The sequence below is a fragment of the Collibacillus ludicampi genome, from assembly GCF_023705585.1.
Taxonomy (GTDB): domain Bacteria; phylum Bacillota; class Bacilli; order Tumebacillales; family BOQE01; genus Collibacillus; species Collibacillus ludicampi.
In genome coordinates this window covers 2,245,001-2,259,282 of record NZ_BOQE01000001.1, presented here as the reverse complement: position 1 = coordinate 2,259,282, position 14,282 = coordinate 2,245,001, and the positions used below count along the sequence as shown (strand labels likewise).

Annotated in this window: 10 protein-coding genes, 18 tRNA genes and 1 rRNA gene (1 of these 29 cut by a window edge); all 29 read right to left on the bottom strand. The window is 43.2% G+C overall.

Annotation, left to right across the window (positions count from 1 at the left end):
- Positions 1-8: 8 nt before the first annotated feature.
- Positions 9-1,019 carry a 5-dehydro-2-deoxygluconokinase gene (gene iolC, locus DNHGIG_RS11450; protein ID WP_282199703.1) on the bottom strand — a complete coding sequence of 337 codons (1,011 nt, stop codon included), beginning with the start codon at positions 1,017-1,019 and terminating at the stop codon, positions 9-11.
- A 15-nt stretch (positions 1,020-1,034) separates the two neighbouring features.
- Positions 1,035-1,862: a 5-deoxy-glucuronate isomerase gene (gene iolB, locus DNHGIG_RS11445; RefSeq protein WP_282199702.1), complete on the bottom strand. Its 828-nt coding sequence runs from the start codon at positions 1,860-1,862 to the stop codon at positions 1,035-1,037.
- 15 nt (positions 1,863-1,877) lie between these two features.
- Positions 1,878-2,804: a myo-inosose-2 dehydratase gene (gene iolE, locus DNHGIG_RS11440; RefSeq protein ID WP_282199701.1), complete on the bottom strand. Its 927-nt coding sequence runs from the start codon at positions 2,802-2,804 to the stop codon at positions 1,878-1,880.
- Positions 2,805-2,898: 94 nt separating this feature from the next.
- On the bottom strand, positions 2,899-4,833 hold the full coding sequence (gene iolD, locus DNHGIG_RS11435) for a 3D-(3,5/4)-trihydroxycyclohexane-1,2-dione acylhydrolase (decyclizing) (protein WP_282199700.1): 1,935 nt from the start codon (positions 4,831-4,833) through the stop codon (positions 2,899-2,901).
- Positions 4,834-4,844: 11 nt separating this feature from the next.
- Positions 4,845-5,849: an ABC transporter permease gene (locus tag DNHGIG_RS11430; protein WP_282199699.1), complete on the bottom strand. Its 1,005-nt coding sequence runs from the start codon at positions 5,847-5,849 to the stop codon at positions 4,845-4,847.
- 27 nt (positions 5,850-5,876) lie between these two features.
- Positions 5,877-7,382, bottom strand: coding sequence for a sugar ABC transporter ATP-binding protein (locus DNHGIG_RS11425; protein WP_282199698.1), 1,506 nt, complete (start codon positions 7,380-7,382; stop codon positions 5,877-5,879).
- A gap of 102 nt (positions 7,383-7,484) precedes the next feature.
- Positions 7,485-8,453, bottom strand: coding sequence for a sugar ABC transporter substrate-binding protein (locus DNHGIG_RS11420; protein WP_282199697.1), 969 nt, complete (start codon positions 8,451-8,453; stop codon positions 7,485-7,487).
- Between the two features lie 80 nt (positions 8,454-8,533).
- Positions 8,534-9,547: a scyllo-inositol 2-dehydrogenase gene (gene iolX, locus DNHGIG_RS11415; protein ID WP_282199696.1), complete on the bottom strand. Its 1,014-nt coding sequence runs from the start codon at positions 9,545-9,547 to the stop codon at positions 8,534-8,536.
- 22 nt (positions 9,548-9,569) lie between these two features.
- A complete protein-coding gene (locus DNHGIG_RS11410) occupies positions 9,570-10,781 on the bottom strand; it encodes a Gfo/Idh/MocA family protein (RefSeq protein WP_282201408.1) in 1,212 nt (403 codons plus the stop codon).
- Positions 10,782-11,386: 605 nt separating this feature from the next.
- Complete coding sequence (locus DNHGIG_RS11405; RefSeq protein WP_282199695.1) at positions 11,387-12,397, bottom strand: LacI family DNA-binding transcriptional regulator; 1,011 nt, start codon at positions 12,395-12,397, stop codon at positions 11,387-11,389.
- A gap of 223 nt (positions 12,398-12,620) precedes the next feature.
- Positions 12,621-12,695, bottom strand: a tRNA-Val gene (locus DNHGIG_RS11400).
- 11 nt (positions 12,696-12,706) lie between these two features.
- Positions 12,707-12,781: transfer RNA gene (locus tag DNHGIG_RS11395), tRNA-Cys, on the bottom strand.
- 6 nt (positions 12,782-12,787) lie between these two features.
- Positions 12,788-12,864, bottom strand: a tRNA-Met gene (locus DNHGIG_RS11390).
- A 5-nt stretch (positions 12,865-12,869) separates the two neighbouring features.
- Positions 12,870-12,953 (bottom strand) — tRNA-Tyr (locus tag DNHGIG_RS11385).
- A gap of 4 nt (positions 12,954-12,957) precedes the next feature.
- A tRNA-Thr gene (locus DNHGIG_RS11380) sits at positions 12,958-13,033 on the bottom strand.
- Between the two features lie 3 nt (positions 13,034-13,036).
- Positions 13,037-13,112 (bottom strand) — tRNA-Phe (locus DNHGIG_RS11375).
- A 6-nt stretch (positions 13,113-13,118) separates the two neighbouring features.
- Positions 13,119-13,194: transfer RNA gene (locus tag DNHGIG_RS11370), tRNA-Met, on the bottom strand.
- Positions 13,195-13,214: 20 nt separating this feature from the next.
- Positions 13,215-13,301: transfer RNA gene (locus DNHGIG_RS11365), tRNA-Leu, on the bottom strand.
- Between the two features lie 3 nt (positions 13,302-13,304).
- Positions 13,305-13,379: transfer RNA gene (locus tag DNHGIG_RS11360), tRNA-Gln, on the bottom strand.
- 23 nt (positions 13,380-13,402) lie between these two features.
- Positions 13,403-13,478: transfer RNA gene (locus DNHGIG_RS11355), tRNA-Trp, on the bottom strand.
- 8 nt (positions 13,479-13,486) lie between these two features.
- A tRNA-Thr gene (locus tag DNHGIG_RS11350) sits at positions 13,487-13,562 on the bottom strand.
- Between the two features lie 9 nt (positions 13,563-13,571).
- Positions 13,572-13,648: transfer RNA gene (locus tag DNHGIG_RS11345), tRNA-Arg, on the bottom strand.
- A gap of 5 nt (positions 13,649-13,653) precedes the next feature.
- A tRNA-Leu gene (locus DNHGIG_RS11340) sits at positions 13,654-13,739 on the bottom strand.
- A gap of 5 nt (positions 13,740-13,744) precedes the next feature.
- Positions 13,745-13,819, bottom strand: a tRNA-Gly gene (locus DNHGIG_RS11335).
- 5 nt (positions 13,820-13,824) lie between these two features.
- Positions 13,825-13,900, bottom strand: a tRNA-Lys gene (locus tag DNHGIG_RS11330).
- A gap of 12 nt (positions 13,901-13,912) precedes the next feature.
- Positions 13,913-13,989 (bottom strand) — tRNA-Pro (locus tag DNHGIG_RS11325).
- 9 nt (positions 13,990-13,998) lie between these two features.
- A tRNA-Leu gene (locus DNHGIG_RS11320) sits at positions 13,999-14,086 on the bottom strand.
- A gap of 59 nt (positions 14,087-14,145) precedes the next feature.
- Positions 14,146-14,234, bottom strand: a tRNA-Ser gene (locus DNHGIG_RS11315).
- Between the two features lie 18 nt (positions 14,235-14,252).
- Positions 14,253-14,282 (bottom strand): 5S ribosomal RNA (rrf, locus tag DNHGIG_RS11310) (it continues 87 nt past the right edge of the window).

Here is a 14,282-nt window from a genome sequence, read left to right as displayed (position 1 = left end):
GAATGTTATTAAGCTGTGACGATCTCCCCGTTTTTGCACTTATGAATATAGCTTTCGATTTGTTCCACCGTTGGCATGGCATCTGAAGAACTATGGGAGGAAATGACGATCGAAGCGGCAGCAGCGCCGTATTCCATCGATCGGGGAATCTCCCAACCATTCATAAGGCCATAGATAAACCCAGCCGCATAAGAATCTCCTGCCCCAAAGGTCTTTAAGACTTTCGCAGGAAAAATCGTTCCCTCAAAACGTTCCCCTTCCTTGGTATAGGCGATCGAACCTTCCTTCCCATGTTTAATGACTACAATTTTCGCGTGATACTTAAACCATTTTTTCGCCGTCACATCATCATCATGAGCGACATTGTTTTCGAAGCATTCCATTAGATCGAATTCATCTCTGGTTCCGATAATGACATCACATTTTTCGGCCGCCAGATTGTAGTAAATCGCGGTTTCCTCCGGTGAGGTCCACGTGTAAGGGCGGTAATCGAGATCAAAGAAAACAATCACTTCATGCTTTCTGGCATAATCAAGAGCGAGAAAAACCGCTTCCCGCGACGGACTTTTGGCTAAGGCGGTACCAGAAATGAGGAGTGATTTCGAATTTTTGATATATTCTTCAGAGACATCCTTGGGCTCTAACTTCAGATCGGCGACATTATCCCGATACATGAGAATGCTGCAATCCGTTGGGCTTTTGATCTCTGTAAAAGCAAGTCCGGTTACCGCCCCCGATTGATCCGTAATGACGTTGGACGTATCAATCTGATTCTTCTCCAGGTAGTTAACAATAAACCGCCCCATTGGGTCATCCGCCACCCGGCCGATAAACCCGGTTTTTCGGCCGAGTCTGGCCAATCCAATCGCGATATTGGCCGGAGAACCGCCTACATATTTGGTAAACGTCATGGTTTCTTCCATCGGACGATTGATTTCATTGGCATTCAAATCGATGCAAAGTCTTCCCAGCGCGATCATATCCATCTTTTTATTTGGATGAAATGTTAAATGATTCATGTTCTCCCCCCTCACTTAGAACTGCTTTAAAGACAATTTTTCATTCATAATCCATTCATGATCTGGATCATTACGAAACTTCCATGTGCGGACAGGACCTGCCATCACATTTAAATAGTAGACTTCATAGCCGGGAGGGGCAGACACAGGGTGATATCCTTTCGGAACAAGAACCGCATCACCATTTTTAATGACCATCGTTTCATCCAAGCTTCGGTCATCCGAATATACCCTTTGCACCGCAAACCCATGTTCCGGATTCACTTTGTAATAGTAAGTTTCCTCCAAATAAGACTCATGAGGCAAATGATCCTCATCATGTTTGTGAGGAGGATAACTGGACCAGTGGCCTTCCGGGGTAAAGACTTCGACCACCAATAAGCTGTCCGCAGGCTTATTCTCAGGCAGAATATTATGAACTTTACGTTCAATATTTCCGGCTCCCCTCATTTCAACCCCAACATCTTCCGGAGCGATGAGACGGGCAGGATACGTTCCTTTACCAGGAGCCATACAAACCGCCAGTTCAAGATCCGTGACCGCTTCGATTGTGTACATATCATTCGATGGAACATATACGGAATAGGGTGGAATTTTCTCAAACACATGCATCCGCCTACCGATATTTTCCCACTTTTCCATCTTAGTCGTTACATGAGCTTTTCCACTCAGGAGAACAAGACAAACCTCTTGATCACCCGTTTCCCTATGTAACGTTTGACCTTTTTGCAACGTATACACTTGAAAGCCCACATAGTCCCAACCAGCCGACATAGGGGTAATGGTTAAGACATTTCCTTCCTGATCAGCTTCACAGCGACTGGGTACAATCAATCGACTCATATCTATCCCCTTTTCTTATCTTAAATACATAGCTTTGATGGACATGATGGTAGAATCAATGTATTCTTTCGCCATTTTCGCATACTTATAAGGATTAGCTATAGCAGGATCCTGTTCCGCTTCTACGATGATCCAACCCTCGTAGTTTCTTTCAATTAATTCTTTAAAGATAGGAGCAAAATCAATACAGCCATCTCCAGGTACTGTAAACAGTCCCTTTAGCACAGCCGTACGGAAATCTAAATTTTCTTTCCTGACAAGGTCCAAAATATCGCGCCGTACATCTTTCAAATGGACGTATCGGATCCGTTCAGGATATTTCTTCAACAACTCCAGCGGATCATAACCTCCATAGAGGGCATGCCCCGTATCGTACAATAGATGCACTAAATGGGGATCGGTCAGCGTCATTAAGCGATCGATCTCTTCCTTCGTTTCAACGACAGTACCGGCATGGTAATGATAGACCAGTTGCATACCGTATTCTTGGCATATGTGGGCCGCGCGGTGCAACCCATCCACCAGAGATTCCCATTCTCTTTCTGTAAGCTTTTGGATATCCTTGTCTTCCGGAGAACGCCGAGGATCCCAGTGCATGGATCCACCCATTTCACACGTAATCACATACTCACATTCCATGTCCTTCAGGTATTTGACCCATTCTCTAAAGGATTGAAGTTCCTCTTCCAAGCGATTGGCATCAGAAAACAATACCCCCACAAATTTGCTTGCAAGCTGTATTCCATGTTCCTTTAATTTGGCCTTCAGAGACGGAGGATCTTGAGAGAAGAGACGTCCCATTTCGGTGGAAATATACCCCAGAGCAGACATTTCGGATAAGACCTGATCTTGTGTATAGTGATCGCCAAGACCGGGAATATCGTCATTGACCCAACTGATGGGAGCGATCCCGATTCGGAATTGATTGCTTTGTGTCTTCATCCAATATTCACACCTTTATTTTGAATTGGTTTTGCTATTTCTCTTAACTTCCTCATACCAGGAATGCATCTTACACTTTTTATGGAAGAATTGATTAATATTTTCTCGCTTTTTTCAAGTTGTTTTCTTTATGATTGAAAGCCTCATTTACTTTTGGATTATTCGAAGTGCCTGCAATTCCCACATGCCACCATGATTCATAGCCGCATGTCATCGTCTTGGGAAGCACTTTAATATCGATCAAGGTAGACACTGTTTGATTCTTCGCGTCTTCGATGGCTGCCCGCAATTCTTCCAGGGTTCTAACCTTATAGGTTTTCACGCCATATCCGGCAGCGCTTTGCGCAAAATCGATTTTGATAAAACCGCCATCCAAACGGCCGGTCTCATGGTTCCGATACCGGAATTCCGTCCCAAAGCTGCCCATGCCATTCTCCATTTGCAAGTTGTTGATACACCCAAAAGATGCGTTATCAAATAACAGCACATTGATTTTTTTACCTTCCTGGATGCTCGTCACCAATTCAGAATGCAACATAAGATAGCTTCCGTCACCGACCATGGCATAGACCTCTTTATCCGGTTCAGCTATTTTTACGCCAAGAGCCCCGGATATTTCATATCCCATGCACGAATAACCGTATTCCATATGGTATGTGTTCGGTCTTCGAGACTCCCACATTCTTTGCAAGTCACCCGGAAGACTTCCTGCAGCCCCAACGATAATGGCCTCCTCATCGATAAGTGTATTCACTTGGCCGATCACTTCTGTTTGGGTTAGGCATGATTGATAGGTTTCAACGAATTCGGGCAGCACTTCATCCAGATGACCGGCTACTTCCGGTGTAAAACCTTGATCCGTATATTGAATGTGGTGAAGACGGTTGAGCTCAGCCTTCCACGCATCTTTGGCCGCTTCAATCTCATTAGTATAGCCTGAACAATATTGAATCTTTTCCAGTTCCTTTTCTAAAGCTTCAAGGGCCAATTTCGCATCTGCCACGATCTTTACCGCATCGAGTTTATAGGCATGGTATTCGGAAACATTGATGGTTAAGAAGTCCACGTCAGGATTTTGAAACAGTCGCTTGGATGATGTCGTAAAGTCTGAATATCGGGTACCGACTCCTATAACTAAATCTGCATCTTTCGTAATCATGTTCGCAACCAGGTTTCCGGTGACTCCGACCCCTCCCAGATTGTACGCATGAAAACTTTCAATCGCACTTTTTCCGGCCTGGGTTTCACAATAAGGGATGTTGAACTTCTCAGCAAAACGCTTTAACGAGTCGGCTGCTTCGGAGTATCGAACACCCCCGCCGCATATGATGACTGGCTTTTTCTTTCCTTTTATCAGTTCAACAGCATCTTTCAGATCCGATTCGGTCGGAATGCGACGTTCAATCCGATGAACGCGTTTTTTGAAGAAATATTCAGGGTAATCATACACTTCTCCTTGCACATCTTGGGGAAGGGCAATCGTTACCGCTCCGGTATCGGCTGGGTCTGTGAGAACACGCATCGCATGGATCATGGCTGTCATCAATTGTTCTGGGCGGTTGATGCGATCCCAATATTTGCTCACTGCTCGGAATGCATCATTTGTTGTTATGGTTAAGTCATGATCGTGTTCAATTTGTTGAAGAACAGGATCTGGCTGTCTTGTGGCAAACGTATCGCCGGGAAGCAATAAAACCGGAATGTTATTCGCGGAAGCGGTCGCTGCGGCTGTGACCATATTGGCTGCTCCCGGACCAACGGAAGATGTGCAAGCCATGATCTGCTTACGATTTTTTTGCTTCGCGAATGCTATGGCTGCATGAGCCATCCCTTGCTCATTTCTTCCTTGGTAAACTTCAAGATCTCCTGGATCTTCTTCTAATGCTTGGCCAATACCTAGAACATTTCCATGACCGAATATAGTGAAGATTCCTTTTACAAATTTCTCCTCTCTTCCATCAAATTCAATATACTGTTGATTTAAAAATTTTATTAACGCCTGAGCCATGGTTAATCGAATCGTTTTCATCGCTCCACCCTCTATTTTTTTCTATTCTTTTTGTTATCGATAAGTACAGCAGCCACGATAATAACCCCTTTTAATATCTGTTGCCAATACGAAGATACATTCAACAAATCAAGTCCATTATTCATGACACCAATGATGAGAGCGCCAATAACGGTTCCGCCAATCGTGCCGATTCCCCCGGTAAGACTCGTTCCACCAACCACCGCAGCTGTGATGGCATCTAATTCATACATTAAACCCGCGGTTGGTTGACCGGAGCTGATGCGAGACGTTAAAATGATGCCAGCAATGGATGTTAATAACCCGGCATAACCATAAACCATGATTTTGTATTTATCCACGTTTACACCTGCAATATATGCCGCTTGCTCATTACCACCGATCGCATAGACATACTTCCCAAATTTGGTTTTGTTGAGAAGGATATAAGAGATAACTCCTACGAGAGCAAAAAGGAGAATGGGAACAGGAACACCGAGCACATCACCTTGGCCGATAAAATTGAAGGCGTCTGACAAATTACCAATCGGTCTTCCGTTACTGAAGAGTAAAGCCGCACCTCTTGCACCTGTCATCGTCCCTAGGGTTACAATAAAGGGAGCAATTTTTCCTTTGGCAATGATGGTGCCATTTAAGATACCGGTGAGAAGTCCCAGACCAAGTCCTATGACGATCGGAACAATAAGAGGATAGTTACCTGGATGAGCAAGACTGGCGGTTACAACAGAAACAAGCGCGATCAATGAACCTGGGGAAAGGTCAATACCCGTGGTGATAATGACAATCGTACTACCAATGGCTACAATACCTATCACTGACATTTGCCGTACGATATTGATTAAGTTACTAGATGTAAAAAAAGTAGGGGATAGTGTCGACATGAGAATAAGCAAAGCAATCAAAACCAATAACATTCCATAACGATGAAGGAAATGAAATGATTTTTCTTTTAAATTAATTTTATTCATGATTGGAGCATTGTTTTGCTCAGGGGTGACTGAAATATTCCTACTCATCTTTATCTCCTCCAGATTCTTTAACATCTAGTTGGTGATCAACTCTCCGGTCGCCAGCTGCAAGATTTTCTCTTGTGTCGCCTCTTCTCTTGATAACTCTCCCATTTTTCTCCCTTCATGCATAACTAGAATCCGATCGCTTAATCCTAAAATTTCTGGCATCTCTGAAGAGATGACAACGATCGCTTTTCCTTTTTGGGCTAATTCAAAAATGAGATGATAAATTTCTGATTTTGCACCCACATCAATCCCTCTTGTGGGTTCATCCAAAAATAAAATATCGGGATCATGAAGCAACCATCTCGCGATTAAAGCTTTTTGTTGATTTCCTCCACTTAAAAAATTGATGGTTTGATGTAAGCTCGGCGTTTTAATGGATAATTGATCGATTTGCTTATTACAATCGGATGTGATTTTCTTCCGATTAAGAAATCCCCATTTTAAATATTTATCTATATTGACGGTAATCATGTTATCCTGAACCGATAGCGGTAGAAAACAACCGGTTAATTTTCGGTCCTCTGTCAATAAACCCATTCCATGTGCAATGGCATCCTTGGGGGAATTGATGACAGCTTTTTTCCCTTTTACGTAGATTTCACCTTCATCTGGTTTGAATATTCCAAATATACTTTCTAACACTTCTGTTCTTCCGGAACCCATCAAACCGGCAAAGCCTAATATTTCACCTTTTCTCAATTCAAAACTCACATTTTCAAATTTCCCTTTTTTCGATAAGTTTCGCACCGATAATACGACGTCTTTGATTTCGATTGGTTTTTTGTCAAATATTTGAGTTAATTCCCTTCCCACCATCATTTCAATGAGTTGATCTTTTGTCATCTCTCCCGTCGATTTTGTTCCTATATACTTTCCATCTCTTAAAACCGTGACTTCATCCGTGATTTGGGCAAGCTCCTCCATTTTATGGGTGATATAGATGATAGATACGCCCTCTTTCTTTAAAGAACGGATGATTTTAAACAGATGGTTCACTTCTTTTTCAGTAATGGCCGATGTCGGCTCATCCATGATAATCAATTTTGAATTGTAGGAAATCGCCTTAGCAATCTCAACCATTTGTGTATTAGCGATGCTGAGATCGACCATTTTGGCTTTCGGATCAATATCGATCTCCAGTCTTTCAAATAATCTCCTTGTATTTTCCTCCATTTCCTTGCTTTTTACCCAACCCATGAAGCCATAACTGGGCTCTCTTCCCAAAAAAATATTTTCTGCCACCGTCATATGCGGCACTGGGCTTAGTTCCTGATGAATCATGGAAATCCCTTTGTTTAAAGCGTTGCGAATATTGGAAGTCTGTAATACTTCACCATCAAATTTGATAACACCTTGATCGGGACTATAAATCCCAATCAATATTTTCATAAGAGTAGATTTTCCCGCACCATTCTCACCCATTAAAGCATGAACGGTTCCTTTTTTTACTTTGAGCTGCACATGATCCAGAGCCTTGACTCCTGGGAATTCCTTTGTGATATTCTCCATTTCCAAGATATAATCACTACTCATACAGATTACCTCCTTTCGAGAGTATGTTGTTTATGAAAGGACACTATGGAATCGTATAGTGTCCTTTCTTTTTCTCTATAAACCGATACGATAACAAGATTATTACTGCCATTTTTTGATATATTCATCTACGTTATCTTTCGTGACTAACTCATAAGGAATATAATTCAATTTTTCCACTTTTTCGCCTTTTGCTGCTTTAATGGCTGTTTCCAGTCCTTTTTGTCCTTGGGCTTTTGCATTTTGGTAAACAGTTACTTGCAGCTTTCCTTCTTTTACATATTGTAAAGCGTCCGGTGTAGCATCGACTCCCGCAAACAGAATGTCTTTCGCTTTTCCTGCCGCTTCAGCCGCCATAATGGCACCGATCGCCATTTCGTCGTTATTCGATACAACGGCATCGATTTTCGTACCCGAATGCAACCAGTTTTCCATCAAAGCCATGCCTTTGGCTCGATCCCATGATCCAGTACCTTCTAATACCACCTTCATATCCGGATTCTTAGCAATGACTTGTTTATTTCCTTCTGTTCTTTTAATTTGTGCCTCTTGTCCCATTTGTCCATCCATAATCGCGATATTCCCTTTTCCATGAAGAAGCTTAGCGACTTCTTCCATTTGCATGATTCCGGCCTTGATTGACTCTGAACCCACATAAGCCGTAGCTTGTTCTACTCCATCATATATTCTGTTAACGACGACAATGGGAATTTTGGCTTTATTGGCTTCATTCACTATTTCTTTTATGGAAGTCGTGTCGACAGGAACGATCACAATGGCATCCACTTTCTGAGAAATAAAGGTTTCTACTTGAGCTAACTGTTTACTCGCATCATTTTGTGCATCCACATAATTCACATCAACATTGTCCAGTGTTTTCTGATATTGTTTCATTCCATCTTGCAAATAGCTCAACCACTTATCACTAAAATCAGGAAGGGCCGCACCAATGACAATTTTTTTCTGTCCATTGGAGGAAGCCGTATTCGAAGCTGTGCTTCCACAACCGGTAAAAATGGCTAAACACAAGATCATCAAAATGGATAATATGGTTTTTCTTGAGATCCACATGATAAAAGCCCCCTTTTTGGATTCTACCTTTTGTCTTCTTCTCTTTACCTAAAATCAGCCTTTTGATCTGAAACAAACAACTAAACCTGAACTTTCTCAACATTTAATGTTTTACCACTTAAGAAAGATTCTGTTGCTCTCAAAGCAATTTCCATGTTTATTTTTGCATCCACCTCCGTAACGGCTGGTTGAACTTTGTTTTGAACACACTCAATAAAGTGAACCAGTTCCAATACATAAGCATCTTTAAAACGAGTCTGGAAATCAGGTACGATTTCATAGGTACTGCCTTGGGTACTCAGGAGCGTAACATTTTGATTCCGCAAGGTGCCGATGAAAAGGGAACCTTCTGTTCCAATGATTTCTGTGCGAATATCGTGTCCATACAACGCGTTACGACTTGCCTCGATATCTCCGGCTGCCCCTGAGTCAAATTGCACATAAGTGAGTCCTTGATCCACATCATTAAATTCTTCCATAAACGGATTTTTCAGAATTCTTCCGTGAGCGGAAACAGATGTGATTTCCGCCCCCATCAGATATCGGGCAATGTCGTAGTCATGGATGGAACAATCCAGGAAAATACCGCCGCTATGCTTTATAAACTCAGCAGGTGGACTACCAGCATCCCGTGTAATACCTTTAAAATAAATCGGTTTTCCGATATCCCCAGCATCAATTCTTCTTTTTGCTTCTGCATAAGCAGGATCGAATCTTCTCATAAATCCGACTTGACAAATGATACCGTTCTCTTTTATGATTTTTATGATATACTCTGCTTCTTCCAGAGTTTGTGTTAATGGTTTTTCTACAAATACTTGCTTTTTATGTTCAGCTGCTTTCGCGATCATTTCAGCGTGTGTACTTGTTGGTGTTACAATAATCACAGCATCGATATTTGGATCCTCAAATGCGTGATTGGGATCCGTTGACCATTTTTCAACACCTAATTCTCTTGCCACTTGTTCAGCCCGACCTGGCATGGGATCAATTACGCTGACCAATTGGGCGCCTTGAACTTGTGTCGCCATATTTTTGGCATGATGATAACCTAATCGGCCTAACCCAAGAACTGCACAACGAATTTTGTTCATATTTGGCCAGAAACCCCTTTCATTATGAATTTTTTACTGTTTGGGAAGAAAGTATTTTCGATGATTCCAATAGTCGGGGTATGCTCATCCACTTTCCGGTTTCTGCAGATTGGATCACCGCCTCTAATACCGCTTGATTTCGAACCCCATCTTCAAAGTTAGGAGATGGAGAATATCCTTTCTCGATCCCATCCATCAACGCTACCATTAGGTTAATAAAAGTATGTTCATATCCAATAATATGTCCGGCTGGCCAATAAGCTCCCGCATATGGATGTTCTACTTCTGTGCAGTTAATTGTACGAAATCCTTGTAAACCTCGTTCATCATCTTCAAGGTACACTTGCAAGTTATTCAAGTTCTCCATATCCCAGCGTATGGAGCCTTTTTCACCATTGATTTCAAATCGATTACCGGCACGGTTACCTCTACAAAAACGCGTCACTTCGAAAACACCTAAAGCACCATTTTCAAACCTCGCTAAAAATGCTGCAGCATCCTCTACATCAACTTCTCCCCAAGCATCCCCATCGATTTGAGGCCGCAGATTACTTGTCATATCGCCAAGTGGACGTTTCTTTATAAACGTTTCCATCATTCCGGATACTTCTGCAATTTCACCTACCAAAAAACGAGCCAGATCAATAATATGTGTCCCCAAATCTCCCAGGACTCCTGAACCGGAAATTTCTTTGCGCGAACGCCAAATTAACGGAAAATTAGGATCCATATTCCAATCTTGCAAAAAAGTTGCACGCATATGATATATCTTTCCCAAGCGCCCTTCTTCAATTAATTGTTTAGCATACTGAACAGCAGGTGCAAAACGATAGTTATGACAAATCATATGTATTACACCTGCCTTTTTAACCGCTTCCAACATTCGTTTGGATTGCTCAAGAGTTAAAGCCAATGGTTTTTCACATAGAATATGCTTACCAGCTTCTGCCGCTACAATGGCCATTTCCGCATGTGTATTGTTAGGGGTTACAATATCAATCAGATCAATATCATCACGTTCAATGAGTCGACGCCAATCTGTTTCATAAGAGTTCCAACCCATTTTTTCCGCGGCGGCTTTAACCCCGTTTTCATCACGTCCTGCAACCGCTTGAAGTACCGGAGTCACTCCCTGATCAAAGTAAAACGGAACATCGCGTAATGCGTGACTGTGAGCTTTCCCCATAAACTTATAACCAATCATCCCAACTCTTACTGGTGTCTTGCTTCCCATCATCTCACCCTTTAGTCGGACAATATTTTTAAATCGAATTTTGTATTCAAAATGAAGTGGAAATGAACGCTCAAAAAATTGAATGTTTTTACTCACATTGGAAGACATGAAATATTCATGATATTACAACCATAATGGAAGCGCTTGCTTCATTTGAATAAAAATTTTATAATCTCCCCCCTCCTCCAAGGTTGAAAATGAGATGAATGACATGGAATAGTTAGCTATCCAGCGCTCCTAAGTAATGATTGATCAATGACATATTTCTGAGGAGGAATTTGAGCAAGCGCTTTCGCTAACTTATCTTCATTTTATAACTTACCCAACTCTTTTGCAACATTTTTTTAAAAAATATTAATTTTACCGAAACCTCGTTCGAAAACATACTCTACGTGTTTCAAATAGATTTCGATCGACAACGGGAATACAATTGAAGGTCAGGGCGGATGTGGACTTAATGAGATGGCCTCATACGATCTTTAGGCAACGGCATAACAAAACCTCCGTCTAAGCGCTTCTCAAACTACTTCGACGGAGGTTTTGGGATTCGTTCGTTCATTGGTATGCCGTAGTTTTTTTGCTGTAAAATTGAAAGCACAAATCTCCTATGATCTTGCGTTTTCTTTCGTGGAATGACGAACAATTAATTCGGGGGGTAATATCACCCGTTGTTTCAATTTTTTATTACCCTCTATCTCTTGTACCAGCAAATCCATCACTTGGCGTCCCATCTCATGAATCGGTTGTGCAATGGTGGTCAACGGAGGATCGACTATGGTAGCTAATATGGTATTGTCGAATCCGATCACCGATAAATCGTCCGGAATGTTCAGTCCCAATTCTTTGGCCGCTTGATAAACTCCAATGGCAAGGGAATCAAAATGAGCAAAAATAGCAGAAGGTCGCTGTGGCGATTGAAGAATTTCTAGAGCTGCACGTCGACTATTCTCTATCGAATAGTCTGTGTACAGGACTAATTTTTCATCGTATTCGATTCCATTTTCCTCAAGAACTTGCCGATAAGCTTGAAAACGGAATTTTTCACTTGTATGATTCATACTTCCCAACATGATGGCAATCTTCTTATGTCCTAATGAAACTAAATGGGAGGTAGCCATATAACCGCCTAAAAAATCATCCACACATACAACATCAATCGTTAATTCAGGGATATCTTGTGCAATCAGAGCAATAGGAAAACGTTCTTGTAATAAATCTTTTATTATAGTATAGTTCTTTGTCGTAGTTCCGATAATAATTCCGTCTACACTTTTTTGCTTTAGTAGAGAAAGGTACATCTCTTCCGTATCCGGGTTATTATCCGTATTGCACATTAGCAGATTGAATCCCAATTCCCTTCCACGATCCTCCACACTTCTGGCTATTTCTGCAAAAAAGGGATTGGCGACGTCCGGGATAATGAGTCCTATTGTACGAGTACGCTTTCCCGTTAAAGCGGAGGCTACGACACTGGGTTGATACTGTAATGTTTCTATCACTTCTAAGACTTTTTTCTTTGTCTTCTCACTAATTCGGCCGGTATTATTGATCACTCTGGAAACAGTGGAAATAGATACACCCGCCTTTTTGGCAACATCATAAATCGTTACTTTCATTTTTCATCAATCTTTCGTTTAGTAGTTATTATATTCATTTGAAATACTCATGTTCTTACAAGATCGTTTGATCTACAAAACAGAAAGCGCTTGCCCATTTATCCTAAGCTTACAACATTCATACTCATATCGCAATATTTTTAGACAATTCCCTTCTCGTGAAGCTATGATATAAAAAACGCCTCCCACTCGAATGTATTCGAATGAGAAGCGTTTGGTATTATGGTGCGGCTAATAGGAATCGAACCTATGACCCCCACCGTGTCAAGGTGGTGCTCTCCCTCTGAGCTATAGCCGCGTGCACTTCTTTGGAGGCGCCACCCGGATTCGAACCGGGGAATAAAGGTTTTGCAGACCTCTGCCTTACCACTTGGCTATGGCGCCATTCTTTGGTGGCTCGGGGCAGAGTCGAACTGCCGACCTACGGGTTATGAATCCGTCGCTCTCACCAACTGAGCTACCGAGCCATGAATGGTGGAGGGGGAAGGATTCGAACCTTCGAAGCTTACGCAACGGATTTACAGTCCGCCCCATTTGACCACTTTGGTACCCCTCCAAGCTGGAGCCATCTACCGGACTCGAACCGGTGACCTATTCATTACGAGTGAATCGCTCTACCAACTGAGCTAAGATGGCATATGGTGGCTTGGGACGGAATCGAACCGCCGACACGAGGATTTTCAGTCCTCTGCTCTACCGACTGAGCTACCAAGCCGATTCTTGGTTGCGGGGGCAGGACTCGAACCTGCGGCCTTCGGGTTATGAGCCCGACGAGCTGCCAACTGCTCCACCCCGCGACGTTTCTATGGATTTCGCTTGGTGCGGTCGAGAGGACTTGAACCTCCACGAGTTTGCACTCACAAGAACCTGAATCTTGCGCGTCTGCCAATTCCGCCACGACCGCATCTGGCTGGGGAGGTAGGGATCGAACCTACGCATGACGGAGTCAAAGTCCGTTGCCTTACCGCTTGGCGACTCCCCAACGAAAGAACGAAAAAATCTTCATGGCAGGGGCAGCAGGACTCGAACCCACGACATGCGGTTTTGGAGACCGCCGTTCTACCAACTGAACTATGCCCCTGCGAGACATGGAGCCAGCGACAGGAATCGAACCTGCGACCTACTGATTACAAGTCAGTTGCTCTACCTGCTGAGCTACGCTGGCGTTTTACGATGGCGTGCCCGGAGAGATTCGAACTCCCGACCTTTTGATTCGTAGTCAAACGCTCTATCCAGCTGAGCTACGGGCACATGTATGGTGCGATCGAGTGGACTTGAACCACCACGGGATAAACCCACACGCCCCTCAAACGTGCGCGTCTGCCGATTCCGCCACGATCGCATCTGTGGAGCGGAAGACGGGACTCGAACCCGCGGCCCTCGCCTTGGCAAGGCGATGCTCTACCACTGAGCTACTTCCGCATCTCTGGTGAGCCATGAAGGACTCGAACCTTCGACACCCTGATTAAAAGTCAGGTGCTCTACCAACTGAGCTAATGGCTCATACGATTTTCATGGTCGGAGTGCAGAGATTTGAACTCTGGACCTCCTGCTCCCAAGGCAGGCGCGCTACCAAGCTGCGCCACACTCCGAAATGGTTTTGGTGCTCGAAGCCGGACTTGAACCGGCACGGGATTAAATCCCGACAGATTTTAAGTCTGTTGCGTCTGCCTATTCCGCCATTCGAGCAAGTTGTTTTTAAGAAACTCTCAGTATCTTGCGCACAACATCAAGGATACGTACATAGATGGCGGAGGGAGAGGGATTCGAACCCCCGTGGGCTTGCGCCCTAACGGTTTTCAAGACCGCCCCGTTATGACCACTTCGGTATCCCTCCGCGTTTTTATAAGAGCCAGCCTGGCGACGACCTACTCTCCCGGGAGCT

What these genes read in the sequence shown, in the direction of transcription:
- iolC (WP_282199703.1), bottom strand. Translation starts at nt 1,019, where the DNA reads ATGAATCATTTAACATTTCATCCAAATAAAAAGATGGATATGATCGCG.
- iolB (WP_282199702.1), bottom strand. Translation starts at nt 1,862, where the DNA reads ATGAGTCGATTGATTGTACCCAGTCGCTGTGAAGCTGATCAGGAAGGA.
- iolE (WP_282199701.1), bottom strand. Translation starts at nt 2,804, where the DNA reads ATGAAGACACAAAGCAATCAATTCCGAATCGGGATCGCTCCCATCAGT.
- iolD (WP_282199700.1), bottom strand. Translation starts at nt 4,833, where the DNA reads ATGAAAACGATTCGATTAACCATGGCTCAGGCGTTAATAAAATTTTTA.
- DNHGIG_RS11430 (WP_282199699.1), bottom strand. Translation starts at nt 5,849, where the DNA reads ATGAGTAGGAATATTTCAGTCACCCCTGAGCAAAACAATGCTCCAATC.
- DNHGIG_RS11425 (WP_282199698.1), bottom strand. Translation starts at nt 7,382, where the DNA reads ATGAGTAGTGATTATATCTTGGAAATGGAGAATATCACAAAGGAATTC.
- DNHGIG_RS11420 (WP_282199697.1), bottom strand. Translation starts at nt 8,453, where the DNA reads ATGTGGATCTCAAGAAAAACCATATTATCCATTTTGATGATCTTGTGT.
- iolX (WP_282199696.1), bottom strand. Translation starts at nt 9,547, where the DNA reads ATGAACAAAATTCGTTGTGCAGTTCTTGGGTTAGGCCGATTAGGTTAT.
- DNHGIG_RS11410 (WP_282201408.1), bottom strand. Translation starts at nt 10,781, where the DNA reads ATGGGAAGCAAGACACCAGTAAGAGTTGGGATGATTGGTTATAAGTTT.
- DNHGIG_RS11405 (WP_282199695.1), bottom strand. Translation starts at nt 12,397, where the DNA reads ATGAAAGTAACGATTTATGATGTTGCCAAAAAGGCGGGTGTATCTATT.